The 20390-nt window shown below is 37.1% G+C and carries 19 protein-coding genes; all 19 read right to left on the reverse strand.

What is annotated here, in order from left to right:
• Nucleotides 1–33: 33 nt before the first annotated feature.
• Nucleotides 34–870, reverse strand: a complete 837-nt coding sequence (locus Cop2CBH44_RS07860; RefSeq protein WP_021932044.1) for a polysaccharide deacetylase family protein — start codon at nucleotides 868–870, stop codon at nucleotides 34–36.
• Nucleotides 870–1454 (reverse strand): acyltransferase, encoded by a 585-nt coding sequence (locus Cop2CBH44_RS07865; protein WP_021932043.1) that lies wholly within the window; start codon nucleotides 1452–1454, stop codon nucleotides 870–872. Before Cop2CBH44_RS07865 ends, Cop2CBH44_RS07860 begins: the two co-directional genes overlap by 1 nt.
• The gene (locus Cop2CBH44_RS07870; RefSeq protein WP_200755858.1) at nucleotides 1435–2604 is read right to left on the reverse strand and encodes a glycosyltransferase family 4 protein; all 1170 of its coding nucleotides are present in this window, start codon (nucleotides 2602–2604) and stop codon (nucleotides 1435–1437) included. Before Cop2CBH44_RS07870 ends, Cop2CBH44_RS07865 begins: the two co-directional genes overlap by 20 nt.
• Nucleotides 2604–3437, reverse strand: a complete 834-nt coding sequence (locus Cop2CBH44_RS07875; protein ID WP_200755859.1) for a glycosyltransferase family 2 protein — start codon at nucleotides 3435–3437, stop codon at nucleotides 2604–2606. The genes Cop2CBH44_RS07870 and Cop2CBH44_RS07875 overlap by 1 nt, the downstream gene beginning before the upstream one ends.
• Before the next feature lie 14 nt (nucleotides 3438–3451).
• Nucleotides 3452–4552, reverse strand: coding sequence for an EpsG family protein (locus tag Cop2CBH44_RS07880; protein WP_200755860.1), 1101 nt, complete (start codon nucleotides 4550–4552; stop codon nucleotides 3452–3454).
• A gap of 10 nt (nucleotides 4553–4562) precedes the next feature.
• Nucleotides 4563–5654: a glycosyltransferase family 4 protein gene (locus tag Cop2CBH44_RS07885; RefSeq protein ID WP_200755861.1), complete on the reverse strand. Its 1092-nt coding sequence runs from the start codon at nucleotides 5652–5654 to the stop codon at nucleotides 4563–4565.
• Between the two features lie 33 nt (nucleotides 5655–5687).
• A complete protein-coding gene (locus Cop2CBH44_RS07890; RefSeq protein ID WP_021932038.1) occupies nucleotides 5688–6596 on the reverse strand; it encodes a glycosyltransferase family 2 protein in 909 nt (302 codons plus the stop codon).
• Nucleotides 6597–6600: 4 nt separating this feature from the next.
• Nucleotides 6601–7521: a glycosyltransferase family 2 protein gene (locus Cop2CBH44_RS07895; RefSeq protein ID WP_052431386.1), complete on the reverse strand. Its 921-nt coding sequence runs from the start codon at nucleotides 7519–7521 to the stop codon at nucleotides 6601–6603.
• A gap of 7 nt (nucleotides 7522–7528) precedes the next feature.
• Nucleotides 7529–8485: a glycosyltransferase family A protein gene (locus tag Cop2CBH44_RS07900; protein ID WP_021932036.1), complete on the reverse strand. Its 957-nt coding sequence runs from the start codon at nucleotides 8483–8485 to the stop codon at nucleotides 7529–7531.
• The gene (locus Cop2CBH44_RS07905) at nucleotides 8482–9438 is read right to left on the reverse strand and encodes a hypothetical protein (protein WP_021932035.1); all 957 of its coding nucleotides are present in this window, start codon (nucleotides 9436–9438) and stop codon (nucleotides 8482–8484) included. The genes Cop2CBH44_RS07900 and Cop2CBH44_RS07905 overlap by 4 nt, the downstream gene beginning before the upstream one ends.
• 12 nt (nucleotides 9439–9450) lie before the next feature.
• Nucleotides 9451–10653: an ATP-grasp domain-containing protein gene (locus Cop2CBH44_RS07910; RefSeq protein WP_021932034.1), complete on the reverse strand. Its 1203-nt coding sequence runs from the start codon at nucleotides 10651–10653 to the stop codon at nucleotides 9451–9453.
• Complete coding sequence (locus Cop2CBH44_RS07915) at nucleotides 10650–11759, reverse strand: DegT/DnrJ/EryC1/StrS family aminotransferase (protein ID WP_021932033.1); 1110 nt, start codon at nucleotides 11757–11759, stop codon at nucleotides 10650–10652. The genes Cop2CBH44_RS07910 and Cop2CBH44_RS07915 overlap by 4 nt, the downstream gene beginning before the upstream one ends.
• Before the next feature lie 20 nt (nucleotides 11760–11779).
• Nucleotides 11780–13213 (reverse strand): lipopolysaccharide biosynthesis protein, encoded by a 1434-nt coding sequence (locus Cop2CBH44_RS07920; protein ID WP_021932032.1) that lies wholly within the window; start codon nucleotides 13211–13213, stop codon nucleotides 11780–11782.
• A 9-nt stretch (nucleotides 13214–13222) separates the two neighbouring features.
• On the reverse strand, nucleotides 13223–14215 hold the full coding sequence (locus Cop2CBH44_RS07925) for an acyltransferase family protein (protein ID WP_200755862.1): 993 nt from the start codon (nucleotides 14213–14215) through the stop codon (nucleotides 13223–13225).
• Complete coding sequence (locus Cop2CBH44_RS07930; protein ID WP_200755863.1) at nucleotides 14202–15467, reverse strand: nucleotide sugar dehydrogenase; 1266 nt, start codon at nucleotides 15465–15467, stop codon at nucleotides 14202–14204. Before Cop2CBH44_RS07930 ends, Cop2CBH44_RS07925 begins: the two co-directional genes overlap by 14 nt.
• A gap of 20 nt (nucleotides 15468–15487) precedes the next feature.
• Complete coding sequence (locus Cop2CBH44_RS07935) at nucleotides 15488–16450, reverse strand: SDR family oxidoreductase (RefSeq protein WP_200755864.1); 963 nt, start codon at nucleotides 16448–16450, stop codon at nucleotides 15488–15490.
• 286 nt (nucleotides 16451–16736) lie between these two features.
• Nucleotides 16737–17624 (reverse strand): glucose-1-phosphate thymidylyltransferase RfbA, encoded by an 888-nt coding sequence (gene rfbA / locus Cop2CBH44_RS07940; protein WP_044225502.1) that lies wholly within the window; start codon nucleotides 17622–17624, stop codon nucleotides 16737–16739.
• Between the two features lie 27 nt (nucleotides 17625–17651).
• The gene (locus tag Cop2CBH44_RS07945) at nucleotides 17652–18155 is read right to left on the reverse strand and encodes a UpxY family transcription antiterminator (RefSeq protein ID WP_021932027.1); all 504 of its coding nucleotides are present in this window, start codon (nucleotides 18153–18155) and stop codon (nucleotides 17652–17654) included.
• A 33-nt stretch (nucleotides 18156–18188) separates the two neighbouring features.
• Nucleotides 18189–20159: a polysaccharide biosynthesis protein gene (locus Cop2CBH44_RS07950; RefSeq protein WP_200755865.1), complete on the reverse strand. Its 1971-nt coding sequence runs from the start codon at nucleotides 20157–20159 to the stop codon at nucleotides 18189–18191.
• Nucleotides 20160–20390: the final 231 nt, after the last annotated feature.

Below are 20390 nucleotides of genomic sequence, written 5' to 3' on the forward strand. Positions count from 1 at the left end.
AGACCTAAATTTCAATCGATAAACAATCGAATATTATATCTCAATTTTTCTTACACTTTCCCAATCAATACCTTTTATAGCCTGCGCTACACTAACAAAATCATACTCATCAAGTAATCGAATGAACTTATCATACGCCCCCTCTATTCCATAATAATTTTTAAAGTATCTCATATTCCAAACTCTCTTTTGCTCTTTATCGAAATCTCTCATATGGAAATAGGTCATCAAGTAGTTATTTTTGCCGATAAACTTCTTTAATAATGGAAAAGGAAACAATCGGAAATATCCCCCACCCGAGAATGCTACGTCTCTTCCCAACACACGCGTCACATTAATAGGAAGCTCCTTCATTTCCGTTCCTCGATAACTTACAATAACCGGCTTATCTTCGGAGAATTCAGGGAATCCCCCAAAATCTCTGCTCGCAGGAAAAATAGAACAGTCATATTCTATTCCCAATTCAGATAAAATATTCAATGCCCATTTATTCCTACTTCCGATCGAAAAAGCCGGAGCTCTATATCCTTTTACCTTTTCTCCCGTAATATCTTCAATCGAAGCTAAAGCCTCATACGTATCCTCATAAAATTCCTTTTCAGAAAGGTCTGTCAACCACCGGTGTTCATTCGAATGACAAGCAACCTCATGCCCCGCTTCTGCAATTCTCCGTACTACAGAAGGAAATTGCTTGGCCAACTTTCCTAAACAAAAGAAAGTCGCTTTAGTACCTATTTTTCCCAAATCACCCAATACACGGTCCAAAAGCACGTCGTATCGTCCGGCATATTCATCTACAGAACCTTGTCCATGAAACTGCAAAATATACCACTCTTCGATATCGAAAGTCAAGATATAAGACTGTTCCATCAGTTTTCCCCTCTCTGTTGAATTTGCTTAACTACTTTCGCCGGTCTTCCCGTCGCAATCGTCCATGCCGGAATATCTTTCGTTACCAATGACCCAGCACCGACGATTGCACCTTCTCCAACCGTAACTCCCGGCATGACCATCGATCCCATACCGATCAGACAACCTCTTTTCAAATGAATCTCTCCCAATCGATATCCGAGCTTCGCATAATCGTCACCGACATAGTAATGAGACAAATCTCTCTGGTGACAAAGTAATGTACACTGTCCGGCAATATGCACATGATCTTCCAGAACTATTAAATCGGCATGACCGGCATCTATTATCACATGCGCTCCGATAAAAACGTCTTTCCCGACTCGGCATCCTACCCATCTCAACACTTTAGGCCGAAGTTTTCTCGGACTTATAGGTTCCAATAATGCCGAATTCATCAGATACTTTAACAGAAAAGCGTTTTTCATATTCTTAAAACCTCTACTAAAAACATCCGTCAAAGAGATCTGTCCGTATTCCTCCTCCGAATAATTCAGTCCCAATTTCCGAAGGAATAAATATGTTCTACTCAATTGTTTTCCCATTTTTCTCTCCTATTAATAATTTCTCGATATATGGCCAGACTTTTTTATGATCGAAATTCTCGACAACCCATTCTCGGGCATTCGTCCCCATCTCTCTCCTTAAGTCTGCATCCAACAGTTTCTCAACGCCACAACATATACCTGACGGAGAAATGTCGATATAAAAACCAGTCTTCCCATCTATAATCGAATCGATACAACCGGTCTTTCGCGAGGTCAATATCGGCTTTCCCATTGCCGACGCTTCCAATACTGCAGTAGGAAATCCTTCTCTATAAGATGGAAGTATCAGCAAAGACATTATAGAATAGTATAACTCCATATTTCCATCTACAAAGCCAGTAAAAACAATATCTTGAGAAGCTCTCATATATTCGACCAACTCTAAAGGTATCGAATCTCTCTTTTCCAATGGGCCCACTACCAACAATTTAAAAGAAAGATGCGGATATTTCTCTTTCAATAGTTTAAATCCTTCCACGAGTTCTATAACGCCCTTATCTTTCACCAATCGACCGCAAAATCCAATGACAATATCCGAATCCGAAATCTGCAATTGCCGTTTAAGCCTCTTTTTATCGTCATCAGAAATCCTTTCCGGATTAAATTTGTTCTGAGTATCTATCCCTCCGCAGGTACCTTTCCCTAAAATCACCTGTTTGTCTATAACATCTATCTTTTCTCTCAATCGTACTTGTGATACGGACCGACTAACACAAACAACATAATCGGCACAAAAAGATTCGAACTTGCTTTCCCAAAGTAAAAGTTTCCTCTTGAGCCCCCTCGATGTTTCAAACAATGCTCCATGAGCAAATATTACTATTTTAGGAACCCCCATTATCTTACCAGCTAATACAGACAACAACCGGCCTTTTACCTGATGCCCGACTATAACATCGATCTTATTCTTACGGATATATTTACATATAGCAATCAAAGCCTTTAAATCCTTGAAAGGAGACAGTTGCCTTTCTAAAACAACACTCTTATATGCAATCCCTTGCTCCTTAGCAAACGCATCCAATCGCTCTGCCGGACTGCATATCAAATGCATATTCGCACCTTTTTCATTTAAATAACGAAATTGAGGACCGATAAAATTTTCTGCTGATAAAAACAGATTTATAACTTCTAAAACATTCGACATTATAATTCCTGTTTTATTTTATTTAATGTATCTACAAAAGCGGCCGACTCCTCCGATGACGGGGCTTTTCCTCTCAGCTTCAATACCCTTTCTGCACCCAACAAAGGAAAAATAAAAATACTGGCCAGATAACGGACTCCACTCTTAAAAACCGATTTGTACTTTTTATTTTTGCAAGCAATCAGAACCTCACGTCTATAAATCCGAGGCAATCGAGATAAGGAAAAAGAATCGAACTCTGAATAATAATACAAAATATCATCTGTTATCATATAATTTTTCCCAGCAAAAGCCTTCGAAAGAAAATCTAAATCTTCCCCTCTTTCCAGCGAACAATCATAATGTGTCCCAGGTTCGACATCCTCAGCCCTAAAAATCGAATTTGCATGAGTTACCGGACATCTTCCTGACAATGGCATTTTCTTTATCACCGAATCACCTTTTCCTCTTACCATCGTACAATTTTTTTCATAGCTGAACGAAAACAACCCACCACTCAATAATGAAATTTCAGGATTGTTCTCCATCATTTCAACCTGTCTCGACAACTTCTCGAAATGATAAATATCGTCGGCATCAAGCATGGCAATATACTTTCCCCGGGCCAATTCCAACCCTTTTTGCCGGGCACTCGAACGGCCTCTATTCCTATCGAAATGATAAATAACGAAACGTATATCCGTCAGCCCGTCAAGGAAATCCTGAGTATTATCTGTCGATCCGTCATTAATGATTATACATTCCCAATCGGAATAAGTCTGTATCAATAATGATTGTATCGAATATCGGATGTAAGGCATCCCATTATAAACCGGCATAATAACAGAAACCATAGAACAACAATATTTTAACTTCTAATCCACATAAAATATGCAAACAGATAATACAATAAAATAACTATGGCAAGTGCACGATTATGATTCTTAAAAGTATTCATTCGTACTAATGGATACGCAAAAACCAAAGGAATCAAAAACCAAGATAAAGATGCAATTCTATTCGAATAATTACTTCTTATAACCAATACCCAAATCGCATTAGCCAATACATAAGTTCCGTAAATAAAATTATAATATAAATCTGTCGCCTTATTTTTTACAATTGCATAATATCCCCAAAAAACCGGTATCGAACTGTATATTAAAAAATCCCATCTAAAACCGGTATATGAAAATACAGAGGAGTCTATTGTCGTAAGTTCTTCCGCCAAATAACCTTGGCCTTCCGATGAAATAAAATCATATTTCAAAAATATATCTTCGACATAACGTCCGACAAGAAGAGAAAATATAAAAGATAAAAGCCAAAATAATAAAATAAACTTCGGTTTCGGAAAAAACTTAGATACTAAAATTGCCCCAATCGTAAGAATAGATGATCCATGTATACAATAGGCCAAGAACAAAAACAAAAAGAAAAGGATATTTTTGTTCCAATAATATATAGCCCACAATATCATGGCAAATGCCCAACCATTGCGAATACCATTGACCCCAAAACTATACCAGATAAAATTAGTCGCAAAAAACAGTAATACAATAAATGAATAATTTTTACCTATTTTACGGGACAAATAATACATCGGTAAACAATATACCATCGCAGAAAACATAAAAAACAGTTCCGGAGACAAATTAAAATACGCCCAATATACATACAGACCATTGAACAATTTACTCTTTCCCCCCCAAACATCATCACTTAAAGAATGAATCCTGCTAAATCGTAAACCGTACCCCGCCGAATCGACAAACAATGGATCGATCCAATCCCTCCAACCGATAATAACGATCATGAAAAGCAAAAGAAAAACCGTATATCTTTTACTTTCATAAGAACGGGGCACATATCTTCCGGTACGCCCGATATAAGATAAGAATACTCCTAAAGTCAGCAGTAACAGAAAATTGTATAGAAATATATATTGTACCCTCGCATCAAGTACCATATCATTTATTCTATCTACAAATTATTCCCGACAACGCTTTATAATAATTTTGCCACGAATATTCCTGAATGGCTCTTTGTCTGGCTTTCAGTCCTTCTTCAGCAACAATCTCCGGATGGTCAATCAAGAACATCATCAATTCAGATAACTCTTTTTGAGAATCCTGAGCTATCAACCAGCCCCCATCTCCATCTTTCACAGCATCCGGTATTCCTCCGGCACGAGTTCCAATAACAGCCGTTCCACAAGCCTGAGCCTCGACAAAAACCAACCCGAAACCCTCGACATTCTTTAATCCCGGTTCCTCCCTTGTACACAAAACAAAAATATCTGCCGAAGAATAGAAATCACACAATTTACCGTCATCGATAAACCCTTCAAATCCAATGGTATCCACAAGATGCAATTCCCGAGCCAAAGCTACCAATGATTCTTTATAAGGTCCATTTCCTCCGATAGTTAAAGATATTTTCTCTTTATATTCCGAAGGCAAAGAAGATATTACACGAATCAAAAAATCATGACCTTTAAACTTTTCCAATCGAGACAACGAGCATAAATGTAAAACGCCATCTCTCATCTTCGATGAAGTAGGCCTAAAATAATCGTAATCGACAGCTAACGGTATTGTATAAACCTTCGCCAAAGGAGAGCATAAGCGAACCAGTCCTTCCGTATAATGACTATTTGCAATAACACCGGAAGCCGATTTCAACAAATATCTCCGATAATATTTCCAAACATATTTCTGAAAAAAAGATTTACCGGGTAACAGTTCAGCACCGTGAGCCAACATATAAACTTTACGACCGGATAGCCATCCGAGCAAACCATCCGGATGAAAAGTACCAGTCAATATTATATCATCTCTCTCCGTATTTTTTTTCAAGTAATTCAATATACGCCACTCTAACAGTCCCCTCTTCCCGACAATACGAATAACATCCTCATCATTTTCCATATCTGTGCCGGAAGAAGCCAGAGTAACGACCCTTACAGACAAACCGTTTAACTTGCACTGCTTCTTTATCTCGAAGCAAAGCCGTGCTATTCCTCCATTGTTTGGAGGATAATCATATGTCAATATAATTACTCGCTTCATTTATATATAAATTTCCTCCCCGTTTTCTCACCCTTATCCATTTATACTCGGAGACTTCCATTGTCGATAATTTGTAACTTTGGGAGGCATTGAGGCTTTTTGTCGCCCCTCGGTATATGCTTTTCTAAACACTTTAAACAGAGAACTATTTTTATATGCCAGCATATAGGACAAAACCAATTTGACAAGAACAAAATAAGCAGTCAATCTTTGATATCGATTCAAATATCTATGGATGATAATAGACCGATTATGAACCAAGGCATAAATATACTTTTCAATATCCAAGACCCGGCATCCCCCTGTCGGAGCCGCTAAATGCCAAATATGGGCATTATAATTAAAAAACACCTTATACCCTGATTTTTTCACTCTCAGGCAAATATCTGTCTCTTCATATAATGCAGCTCCGACATTCAAATATTCGTCAACACCCCCAACCTTATAAAAAACATCCCTCTTTATCGAATAATTTCCACCTCCAGCATGATCGACATACCCATTCTTCATCAAATGAAATCCACGTTCTGGAGTAGCCGAGAAAAAATGGAACACCCCCGTATTACGAGATTTCGGATTTTCCTTATATTTTTCTGTAATTCCGCCAGCAACGATTCCGATATGTTGCTGAGATATATACTTATAGTGTTCGGCTAAAAGATTCTCATTACATTCTATATCATCATCCAAATATAAAATATAATCGTACCGGGCACATTGTGCGCCGTAATTTCTGGCTTCAGGTAAACCTTTGAACATCGTCACATGGTGATAATGTACCTCATTTCCCAAATCTTCAAACTTCTGATTCGGTTTCGGAGATTGATCTACAATAATTATTTCATAGGGCTTATCGAATACTTGTTTTGACAAATATTCGATAGTATTCGTCAAAAAACTTTCCCTATTTAAAGTCGGTATTACGACACTTATTCCATCCATAACATCATCTGCGCAATAAACTATTTTTTATAATTATCTTACTCAATAACCAGAATTCTTTTCCCGATAACCACCCGTAATGCAGCGCCTTTCTCAAAATTTTACAGCCTTTAAAAAATTCTTTATTCGCAAAAAAGCTAATCGATACATCGAAATAATTATATCTATATATCCTATTATATTCTTGCTTGGTAAGAATACCCAAATACGGATCTATCGCAGAAAAAAAATCATTTTTTACCTGCAAATACGTCTCTGCTTTAGGATTATTTCTCGCTCCTTCAATATGTATTCTCACCAAAGGTTTCTCTACTAAAAGCAAAGTATAATAATTAAAGAAGCGACTAAAAAATTCCAAATCGACATGACGTCTCATCGTCTCATTAAAACCCGAAACAACATCGAAAACTTCTCTTTTCAATAACACCGAAGAACCAAAATACGAAACCTGTCCCATCAACATCGGATACAGAAGATTCCCTTCATCATTCTTTTTCCTGAAAGACGTAGCAATCTCTTGTCCTTTACCTCTTTTCAATACATTACAATAAACACCTCCGACATTACGGTCTTCTTTATATTCGGATAACAATTCTATTTGTCGCTCTATTTTATCAGGCAAAAACTCATCATCGTCATCTAAAAAACCGACAAATTCTCCTTTCGAAGTTTTTATGCCTTTATTCAGTGCCGCAGACTGCCTCAAATTGCGAGGTTGTCGTACATACGTTACCCTCCCGTTCGAAGCAAAATCTTCCATTACCATTTCCGTTTTCTTCCGATAATCAGAAACCGGATCATTATCATCTACCACTATAACTTCTACATTCGAATATGTCTGATTCAATATACTATTAATCGATCGCGCCAGCAATTCAGGACGTCTATAAGTCGTAATGACTATACTTACTAAAGGTAATGCCATCAATTTTTTATTTTATTTCATATCTCCGTTTATTCAATACATACCGAATTCGAAACAATAAATATCTCGTCACAATCCAATATATTCTTTTCAAAGGCTGCCTATAATATGATTTTAATGCCCGCTCCGCCTTCCTTTGTATTTTGATATCCTTATTTTCAACTAAAGCAAAATCTGTACATACATCGATACGCTGATTTTCATACGCATTCTGATCTTCTACCGAAGCATGTGTTCCACTTCCGTCCCGACCATAATTACGGACTTTAGATATCGTAGGAAAGATACATTTTTTATTCTCCAACAATAACTTACGAGCATACATCGTATCGCCGAATACATCTTTCTCATTCACAATCAATAATAAAGCGAAAATGGTAAAAATACGCTTCCGGGCAATTTTAATCGTCTGTTTGAAACTCGTTAACGTATGTATCACCGTTTCATACGAAAAATCCGTCTCATAATCTTCATAACGGTCTCTCCAAATAGCATATCCCCAAGCATCATACGCCGGTAATCTAATACACGTACAATTACGCATCTCCGGATAATCGGCAAGATGCAGATAACCACATACCGCTAAAATACCTGTATCATCGTTATATTTATCTAAAGCTTGATTGATATATTCTAAAAAATTCGGAGAAAAGATATTATCATCCTCCGTAAAAATAACCCTATCGTACTTCTCAAATATAAGTTTTTTTAACTCATGAGAGTTTCTTTCGGCACCATAATTATATTCCCGTTTTACGATATGCACTTTCTTAAAACCTTCAATTGAGACAAGATACTGCTCTATTTTTCTATATCCCTCCCAATGAGACTCTTTCGTCGGATAATCCAATCCAATATAAAGCTCAGTCTCACTCGCCAAAGAATTGACAGCTAAAGACTCTACACATTTCACTAAATGTTCATACCGACACAATGTCGGTATCATTATCGGAGCATAACTCATCTCAAACGTATTATTGAAATAATATTCTCTAAATCTTTATTATTATACCTTTGATCAATAGGCAAAGGTATAATATCTTTAGCCAAATAATATTCTAATTGATCTTCCGTACACCACTGCATAACATTCGGCCAATAGGTAGGAACATATATCTTATTTTTAATAAGCCTATCCCTCAACGTATGATCATCAGACCAATACGGATACACCATAGGACAAGAAAAACTATTTATATCGCCAATATCAAACTTATTCGAAACCGATAACCGATCATGCAGATATAAAAAATTAGAATTTCTGATGTTCTTAACAGTAGTAAAATCGATGTTCCCGATAAGAGCTTTTGTCAAATTTGACATATAGGCCATCTTCTGATCTTTCAGCTTCGCACTATTCATTCTAAATATCGAATAACCATCAGAAGCAAGACGGTCATACCGAGAAAGTAAATGCTCGCACCTATCGTATGACTTGTCGAAATCAAGTTCTATTTCCTCTCTCTTTTTACAATAGGCAACTCCGCCGTCCGGTAACCCGACAAATTTTCTCGGACTATAAAAAGTCGGAATATCCATCCATCGTTCCGCAAATAAAGCCTGAGAATTATCGATTATCAAACAAGACTTATACACATTTGCCAATTGTTTTACATAATGATCTTTTATCCCAAAATAATTGGTATATAATACATAATCTCCATCTCCCAGTTTCAAACGACCTTGAATCTCCAAGTTAGAGTCTATACCATAGAACTCATACTTTATTCCCCTTCTCAATATAGGCTCTAACACCACCTCACAGGTATAAAACGGAAGAAAGATTTTCTTTACCGATAATTGCGTCAGAATATATTCGAAACTACATCTTCCCGAATTGAGCAATATCCCACCATAATGAGAAAAATTACAAATCCTGTTTAGCTCCAAATGGAAATAACCGCCAATTTCTTCCATAATATTAATCAGTTACAATACGTCGACAAGGATTTTCGATTCAATATCGATTCCGGCCAGATCCATCGCCGATTTATCAGAAAAATGCAGAAAGACGATACCGACAGCTTTACCGGCACCATCGAATGCTTCGACTCGATCACCTTGCCGCTTATATATTACCTGTCGATAAACTGCAGACTTTAGTTCCGGAGCAATACTTATCCCACTGAAAATGCCATCCACGTTACTATGCAACACGTAGGTCATGAAAGCTCCCTTAGCTGACACGGGATTTAACTCAACCGACTCACCCATACATATTTTTATATTTGCTTCGATAAGATCAACACCAAAGGCATCTGAGAGTTGAATAGGGATCATATTTCCACCTGCACGTGGACCAACTTCAAGGAAATGGATACTGTCGTCTCTACCAACTAGAACCTCTATGTTGAATTCTCCAAAACGAACATTCAACGCATCCACAAGCCGTTGGAGTTCTGAGTATAATCGTTTCTTCTGCCTATCAGAAAGCCCATTAGGTCTTTTTTCCCCAATAGGAATGAGACTTTTTCCATGGTCACCACGCAGGCATTCCATATCACCGAATAAAACTATTTTACCACTTTCCACAAAAATATCGCCACCTATCACATAGGGATAGATACGCTCTATAAATTCTTCGGCTATAAGAATCTTATTGCGTGAATAACAGTCAGCATGTGCGATTGCGGTAGCCAAAGATCCTGAGTCGTTTAAGAATGATACGCCCTTTGAGCCAGATGAATCAGTAGGTTTTACAACTATGGGAAAGTGCATATTTTCAATTCCTTGTTGCACCTCCACCAAGGATGTAGCAGGAGAGAAAGTAAATGTGGCAGGGCATGCAAAACTATTTTCCTTAAGAAACTCTCGAAATTTATGCTTAACACCTAATATCTCAACAGCCTTTACAGGATTGGTCGGCAAGCCGAGACGCTCACAAACCAATGCAGCCGGAAACGCCGCAGGGTCAGAAGCATACGCCAAAATACCAGACACTTGTTCATCTTTGGCAATACGATAAACAGACTCAACATCGGTAGTGCTTTCTTGATACCATTTATCGGCAACAAACTGTCCGGGATTTTCGGAAAGATAGTCAATCAAAACTGTCCGATAACCGAGTCGTTTTGCTGTCTCAATGGCTGGCACCTGTTGACGAGAACCCCCAAGTAATAATATAGATTTCATTTCTTCACCTGTTCAATTACGCGTCCAACCTCGTCTTTGCTCAGTGCATGATGCATAGGCAAACAGATGACACTATTGGCCATGCGGTAGGCATTGGGTAGATTCTCAGGATTGGCAGATGAGAGACCGCGATAAGTAGAAAATTCGCTGATAAGAGGATAGAAGTAGCGACGTCCAAACACATTAGCTTCACGCATTTTAAAATAAAGTTCATCACGAGTCATTCCGTACTGTTCAGCATTGACGAAAATCGGAAAGTATGAATAATTATGTTTCACACCAGGCATATCTTCCATGAATGAAATTCCCGAGACATTACGCAATTCTCGCCTATATCTTATAGCAATTTGATGACGAGCTTCTATAGCTCTATCTACATACTTCAAGTTTAAAATTCCATAAGCAGCTCGAATTTCATCCATCTTTCCATTTATGCCGGGAGCAACAACCGTAGTTTCATCCGCAAAACCGAAATTCTTTAAATAATCTATACGCTGCTTAGTCTTTTCATCATGACAAACCAAAGCTCCCCCTTCTATCGTATTATAAACTTTAGTAGCATGGAAACTAAGCGTCGACATATCTCCTGCGTCAATAATAGATTTACCACCTACTTCCACCCCAAATGCATGAGCCGCATCATAAATAACTTTCAAACCATATTTATCGGCAATTTCTTGTATCTTCTCGGTATTACATGGCTTTCCATACACATGAACCGGCATAATAGCCGTCGTCTTAGGAGTAATAGCCGCCTCTATTTTATCAGGATCGATATTACAGGTCTGTGGGTCGATATCGACAAAAACAGGCTTTATCCCATTCCACCATAAAGAATGAGTAGTAGCAACAAAACTGTAGGGTGTCGTAATAACTTCCCCTGATATTCTCAGTGCCTGCAAAGCACAAATCAAAGGCAATGTCCCATTTGTAAATAAACTTATATATGGAACCTTAAGATACTCACAAAGTGCTCTTTCCAACTCCTGATGGTAGTAGCCATTATTCGTCAACCATTTTTTATCCCAAATATCTTCTAAATAAGAGAAAAATTCATCCAACGGAGGTAACAACGGTGATGTTACTGTTATTTGCTTATCTGACATAAAAATATAAATTTAGGAAATCACTTTTTTATTATATTTAAAATCTCTTTCAATTCAGGAAGCCCCAACATATATGACCCCGTTGCATATATAAAAAAGTATATGATACACCCCAGTAAAAGCTGAACCCAAACTACAGAGAAACAAGGGAGGAGAAGATAAACGACTACTCCGGAAAAAATCGACAATAAAAAAATCGGATAAATATCTTTCAGTTGAGACCAGATACTTAAACCTATCAACTTTTCTGTATAATACGTATTGACAAATAACCCTATATACCACGTAAATACCAGACCGCAACACATTACAAAAACACTATATTGAACAGTGATGCATAGAACCCCGATACCCAATATCTTCTTCACGACTTCTAAACGCAGCGTAAGGTCTGAACGACCCTTAACCATAATAATATTTAAGTTAATCAACGAAACCGGATACAGCATCATAGCAAAAGAGAGCAGTTTTAATAACGGTGCCACTTCAAGCCATTTATCCGTTAACAAAAAAGAAATCATCGGAGTACTCAACGCAGCCATAGCAATCATGATAGGAAACACTATATAGACCGATAATCTCAAAAGTCGACGATAATTATAATACAACCACTCATCATCATCTTGCATTTTACTTAATACAGGATAAAATACCCGGCTCAATACCGTAGATATATTTTCCGAAGGTAAAATCGCAAAACCATACGCTCTGGTATAATATCCTAAATCTGTAGCAGAAAACTTCTTTCCTATCACTATAGTATATAAGTTCTGATATATCGTCTCCAATAATCCTGAAGCCAATAATTTAGAGCCAAACGAAAACATATCGACAAATGACTTCTTCGAAAAGCACCAAAGAGGACGCCATCGAGAATACAACCAAAACAAAAGAGCCGTCAACAGATTCAATAACACACTCTGAATGGCCAAAGCCCAAAATCCCCATCCTTTATATGCCAAGAACAAAGCTGCTATACCAGAACAAAAAGATGCAATAAACGTAATTTTAGTTTGTGTTTTAAAATCGATACGAATGGTAAAATATGCTCGTTGTACGACACAAAAAGAATTGAATATCAAATTCAGACCGATAACACGCGTCAAAATAGTCAATCTCGGCTCATGATAAAATGAAGAAATATAAGGTGCCGAAACAAATAACAACCCATAGCACAATACTCCTATAACGATATTAAAATAAAAAGCCGTAGAAAAATCGACATCAGAAAGCTCTTTTTTACGTACAAGAGCTTTATAAAATCCGCTATCTATAAAAGTCTGAGAAACAGCCATAAAAACAGACAGCATCCCTATCAAACCATAATCGGATGGAAGAAGTAACCTCGCTATAATTATCCCTAAGATAAAATGTATACCTTGACTTCCAAACCGCTCAGAAGCACTCCATAATACCCCCTTAATAGTCCGAGCCTTTAACGACTGATCTTCCATAATTTACATTTACCCTTTACCTACCAAGCAAGGAGTATATCTATATAGAATCTTAGAAAAATTATGAATCAATAAAATAGAAACAATAACAATGGATATCCCTACCCAATAAGAGTTGTTGAAATATTTGCTTTGTACAATCGTAGATATTTCAAAAATAGCAGGATGCAATCCCATCAAAACCAAACTTTCAGTACCGAGAACCTTTAAAAATTTCAGATTGCATTTATCCATCAAGAATATAAACACATAATAAAAGGAGATAACGATGGATAAAGACAAAGGCAACAAATAAACCGGAAATCTATTCGACTTCAAATCAACTTCCGGAGATAATTGTATAGAAATAACGAATAGCAATATTATTGATAATATTGCTAATAGAGATATATCTCTATTTAAAAATTTCGAATTTCTAAACAAATACCCCAAATGAAAATAAATAAGTACCGAAAGTACCGTATCGAGAAAATATGGAAGATCGATATTTTTATCATACAATGTCCAACCGATTATATAAAACAAAATGGAAACCCCACTTAATATTATCAGATTTTTAATTCTCGTAAAAAACAAATAATAAACGATATACACTTCGAACAAGGCTACCAAAAACCATATCGTACGAAAACAAACATATGACGATTCGTCTCCTTTAATTCCAGCCCAAAGACTACCTAACGCAACTTTTAAGGAACCGCTGAAATCTCGTGTAGCATAAAAGTAAAGAACAATCAACAAAGCAAATAGTATAAATGAAAAAAATGCCCACGGAATCATCAATTGTTTAGTCTTCTTTTCTACAAATTCTCTAATAGGTACAGGCTTAAAAAAACATCCCGATACAAAAAAGAACAAAGGCATATGAAAACTGTATATAAAGGTTTTTATAGCCGGAGGACATAAAGTATGCCCCCATAAAACCAATATGATACCTAACCCTTTCAAATAGTCGAACTGATCTAACCTTTTTATCGGTTTCGAGATATTATAGTCTCCCATCGACAAGCTCTTTCGGCAAAATGGATTTCACATCAAATATTACACTCTTGTCTTTAGCCCAAGAACAGATATCGATATCTTTAAACTTGTCGTGAGCCACAGCCAAAACAATACTATCGAAATTTTCATTAGGCAACTCATTTGTCACACTAATTCCATATTCCTGTTCCACAATCGAAGGTTCTGCCCAAGGATCGAATACCGTAATATTTACATTATACTCTTCTAATGAGTGATAAATATCTATAACTTTCGTATTCCGTACATCCGGACAATTTTCCTTAAAAGTAAAGCCAAGAATCAAAATCTTAGAATTCAAAACCTGAATGCCCTTTTTCAACATCGACTTGATGACTTGAGTTGCGACATAATCACCCATGCCATCATTCATTCTTCGTCCAGCCAAAATTATTTCCGGATTATACCCATAACGCTGGGCACATTGAGCCAAATAATAGGGATCTACTCCGATACAATGTCCCCCAACCAATCCTGGTTTAAAAGGAAGGAAATTCCATTTTGTCGATGCAGCCTCCAAAACATCTTGAGTATCGATACCCATTTTATTAAATATCTTCGATAACTCATTAACAAAAGCAATATTGATATCCCTCTGCGAATTCTCGATTACCTTTGCCGCTTCTGCAACTTTTATAGAAGGTGCTAAATGCGTTCCGGCAAGGATTACAGAGGCATATACATCATTTACAATCTTTCCGACAGCATTTGTCGAACCTGACGTCACTTTTTTGATCTTATCGACAGTATGAAGTTTATCTCCCGGATTAATGCGTTCCGGAGAATATCCGGCATAAAAATCGACATTATATTTTAATCCAGAAACTTTTTCAACAACAGGGATACATTCATCTTCTGTAACCCCAGGATACACCGTAGACTCATATACTACAATATCGCCTTTCGAAATAACTTTTCCGACAGTCTCGCTCGCACTGTAAAGAGGCGATAAATCCGGATTATTATTTTCATCTACAGGTGTAGGTACTGCCACTACATAAAAATTACAATCCCGAATTTTCTCAATATCTGCAGTACAAACGAATCCCGATCGTATAGCAGATTGCAATAACTCATCCGATACTTCAAGAGTCGAATCCCGGCCCTCCATCAAAGATGCAACCCGAGCTTTATTCATATCGAAACCAACGGTCTCATATTTAGTCGAAAATAAACGAGCTAAGGGTAATCCTACATATCCCAATCCGATTACGGCAATTTTTATATTCTCCATATCGCTATACTTAGTATTCATCACAAATTTTCCCAATACCATTTTACAGCCTCTTTCAATCCATCTTTCATACTATAAAGCGGCCGATACCCTAACAAGCTCTTCGCTTTCTCTATACTGGCTAACGAATGAGGTATATCGCCCAACCGATTAGGTCCATGAACAATATCTACCTTAGCTATTTCACTGTCATATAAAGTCAAATACTCCTTCAAATACGATACCAATTGGTTCAATGTAGTTCTCTCTCCGTATGCCGTATTATAAACCGTATTCACAGCCTCCTTATTCTTTACAGACATTGCCAACAGATTCATCTGTATGACATTATCTATATATGTAAAATCGCGAGAATATTCTCCGTCTCCATTAATCACCGGAGACTCATGATTTATCAGTTTTTTCACAAAAAGAGGTATTACCGCGGCATAAGCTCCATCAGGATTTTGTTTTCTCCCGAACACATTGAAATAACGTAAGCCGATACACTCCATACCATACGTCCGGGAAAATATATCCGCATAAAGTTCATTCACATATTTAGTAATTGCATACGGAGACAATGGTTTTCCTATGATATCTTCTACTTTAGGCAATGATGCTGAATCCCCATAAGTCGATGAGCTCGCTGCATATATAAACCGCTTAACCCCCACATCCCGAGAAACAACCAGCATATTTAAAAAACCATCGATATTTACACTATTCGTCGTTATAGGGTCTTTTATAGATCGGGGAACAGAGCCTAAAGCCGCTTCATGAAACACATAATCGACACCGTCCACAGCATTTTTACAATCTGATATGTTACGAATATCGCCTACTATTAATTTAAATTTTGAATTAGAAAAAAAGAGTTGAATATTTTCCGGTTTTCCCGTGGAAAAATTATCCAAACAGACAACTTCATGACCATCTTGCAACAACTTTTCACACAAATTAGAACCTATAAAACCGGCTCCGCCCGTTACCAATATTTTCATAGTGAAACTTATAATTTTATAAATTGATACTTTTCCGATATCTTATCTACACACCCGTTTTTAAAGATCTTTTTGCATGTACAGATCCTTAAACCTAAGTGTAAAAACAAATAGATTTCAGAATGATTTTTTATCTAAATACGAACGTTATTAAGACTTATAAAGACATCACTTCCTTTTCAAAAGAAGAATTATCAAGCGAAAATTCACTTTTTTATAAATGCTATAAAGATGAACTCTTTTTTATTTCATTAAAATGATATTCGGAATTTCCGACAGCGAAATCTTATCCCCTCTTCAATTCATCGATTACCTTCAACAGATACTGTCCATACTGATTTTTCGACATAGGTTCTGCCATTTCCCTCATGCGTTCTTCTGTAATCCACCCTTTCCTATAAGCAATACCCTCAAGACAAGCGACCTTCAGTCCCTGACGCTTCTCAATTACTTCTACGAATATAGAAGCCTCGCTCAATGAGTCGTGAGTTCCGGTATCGAGCCAAGCAAATCCCCGGCCTAAAAGTTTTACCTTAAGAGATCCATTATTTAAAAAGTGCTGATTCACCGTCGTGATCTCCAATTCTCCTCGAGCTGACGGCTTTATATTCTTTGCAACCTTTACCACTTCGTTCGGATAAAAATAGAGTCCTACTACAGCATAATTCGATTTCGGGAATCGAGGCTTCTCCTCGATACTCAAGACATTCCCCTCCTTATCAAAATCGGCTACGCCATAACGTTCGGGATCATTGACCCAATAACCGAATACCGTAGCTTTATGCTCCTCCTCAACGGTACGTACCGCATCTATAAGCATCCGGCTAAACCCCTGCCCATAGAATATATTATCTCCTAATACCAAACATACAGAATCTTTCCCTATAAAATTTTCCCCTATAATAAAAGCTTGGGCTAACCCATCAGGAGTAGGCTGTTCTGCATATTCGAACCGAACACCGAAATTAGAACCGTCACCGAGTAACCGCTCAAAGCCCGACAAATCCTGTGGAGTAGATATGATCAAAATATCCCGTATACCGGCCAACATCAAAACTGATATAGGATAATAAATCATCGGCTTGTCGTAAATCGGAAGTAATTGTTTACTAACCCCTTTAGTTATAGGATAAAGCCTAGTGCCGGAACCTCCAGCCAATACTATTCCTTTCATAAATCAACCAATAAAAATCAATACGAATCAGCACCTCATCACCTCATCCATTTCTACAGTAGTGAGAGCACAGCCGAAATGATGAAGACGTATAGCAACCCGAGTCTTACCCCGAAAATCAACTAATTCTCCTTCGAAACCTTCGAGATCTCCTAAAATAATACGGACCTTATCGCCTACTCGAATATTCTCAAATGAAAACTCGATTTCTCGGGTTGATTTTTCTACTACATAACGCAAATTATCTATTTGTACTGCCGGAATAGGAACCATCTTACGATCTTCCTTGAGAAAAGATACTACTCCCGGAACTTTTAAAACAGTAAAATATTCTTCTTCAAAAATATATACAAAAAGATATCCCGGGACAAGGGGACTTTGCACTTTCTTTTTGCGGTCGCTCCACTTTTTTATTTGCGTGCATAATGGCAAATAATTTTCTACCCCCAAGTCATCAAGCCGCTCTTTAATTTTCTTTTCAGCCCGAGACATGGTTTTCACGGCATACCACTGTTTTGTACGTATTTCCATAAATGAAGTTAAAAACTTCTTCTATTATTATTTCTATGCATTAATTGGCCCTGCAACCTTTCCCTCTTCGACTTGGGCCTCTTCTTTTAACTCTCTATCATATTGCTCATAAATAGAGTTGTTCGATTTAAATTCCGGAACAATTTTTTTCATCAGACGTACAGTATCCGGAATGCGCACTTCTAAAGACAACTGTGACAATTTTTCAATAGCCCGAGCGACTTCTTCATAATCATATTGACGGACATCGGCAATACGTATTTTTTTATGCGTCGTTGGTTTTGTATTTTCTTCATTGCTTAATAGCTCTTCATATAGCTTCTCCCCAGGGCGCAACCCTGTATATTCTATCTTAATATCCTTATCCGGTTCAAATCCAGCCAGTTCTATCATTCGACGTGCTAAATTTGCAATTTTTACCGGTTCTCCCATCTCAAAAATAAAAATTTCATCACCTCTCCCCATAGTAGCCGCCTCCATTACTAAACGACAGGCCTCAGGTATAGTCATAAAATAACGAATAATATCGGGATGGGTCACAGTCACCGGGCCACCTTTTTCTATCTGCGCCCGAAAACGAGGTATAACGGAACCGTTACTACCCAATACGTTTCCAAACCGAGTAGTAATAAACCGCGTCTTCCCTTCTTTCTGTCCCCGTCCAATAGCTACACTCAAACTTTGTACATAAATTTCAGCTAAACGTTTGGAGGCACCCATCACATTTGTCGGATTGACGGCTTTATCAGTAGACACCATGATAAACTTTTCTACACCATAACTTACTGCATAATTAGCGACACACGCTGTACCTTTTACATTCACCAAAACAGCCTCACACGGATTTTCTTCCATTAAAGGTACATGTTTATAAGCTGCAGCATGAAATATTATCTGCGGATGAAACTTCCGCATGGCAAAATTGACACGTGCTTCTTGTCTCACATCTCCAATAACGGGCACAAAATAAAGGTCGGGAAAACGCTCTTCAAGCTCTAATCGAAGATTATGCATAGGAGTCTCTGCCGAATCAAAAAGCACAAGTTGTTTTACATGAAAAGTAGCTAACTGGCGACAAAGTTCACTACCAATAGATCCAGCTGCACCAGTCACCATAATTACTTTTCCTTGAAAATTGGCCATAACTTCCGACATACTTATTTCTATCTCATCACGCATAAGCAAATCTTCGATACGAACTTCCTGTATTTTCTGCGGCTTTATCGTATTTCCAGCTGCTTCCTCGATGGGTTGGGCAATTAAAATCTTTACTTTATCTTTCCCACAATAACGAATAATACGGTCTTGCTCTTCCCGAACAGACTTTTGATCTGGAAAAAGAATTGCTTGCATACCATATCGCTTTCGCAAGTTCTCAAATCCGATATAATCTTCTATTTGTAATACCGGATGTCCTAAGATACGATATGATTCATACTGCTTACCAATAGTGAGAAACCCCATTACCCTATATTTTTTATCAGGCAACATAGTGGCTACGGCAACCGCATCCTGTCCAATGCCATATATCAATATAGGGGTCTGTTTAGGATAAAAATTAATAATGACAGCATCATATAAAAAGAGTAATATAACCCGAAATGCAATGAGTGCTATAATACTTAATGAGAAATCGACCGTAATAGTCAAAATAAGCTGACGTATAGTTAATACATCATCATTTAAAGTCAATATCAACAAAAATAAAATAACTACTTTACAAAAAACGGCTACTCCAAGTCGCCAAAGTTCTTTTAAAGTCGTATGACGTATTATACTCCGATATGTTCTCCATATCAAATATGACAATAACGTAGAAAATGTTGATAATAAAAGTACTTGTATAAACTCCCCAGGAACAACAGACAGACGGGCAATGTAAGATACAAACAAACATGAAAGTAACGAACAAAATACCGAAATGAGAACATCTGCTAATAATATGACCCAACGATTGACATACTTTGAATTGACTAAGGTCTGGAGAGTCTTTCTAATAGCCATAATAAATTTAAGTTAATTTACTTAAAGTATATATAAATAAAATAATAAATAGTGTATGAAACGAGATGATTTTTGGTAAAAGAATAAGAATCCTTAAATAGATAATACTCTATCTTTCAATTTATTGTAATAAAAAATATTGACTTTAACAAAAAAGAATAAATAAATAATTATATACCTCCGGTATGGTCACTCCCAATTACCGCACTTATGGTCAGTGATGAAAAATGA

This window comes from Coprobacter secundus subsp. similis, assembly GCF_015097275.1.
Taxonomy (GTDB): Bacteria; Bacteroidota; Bacteroidia; order Bacteroidales; family Coprobacteraceae; genus Coprobacter; species Coprobacter secundus.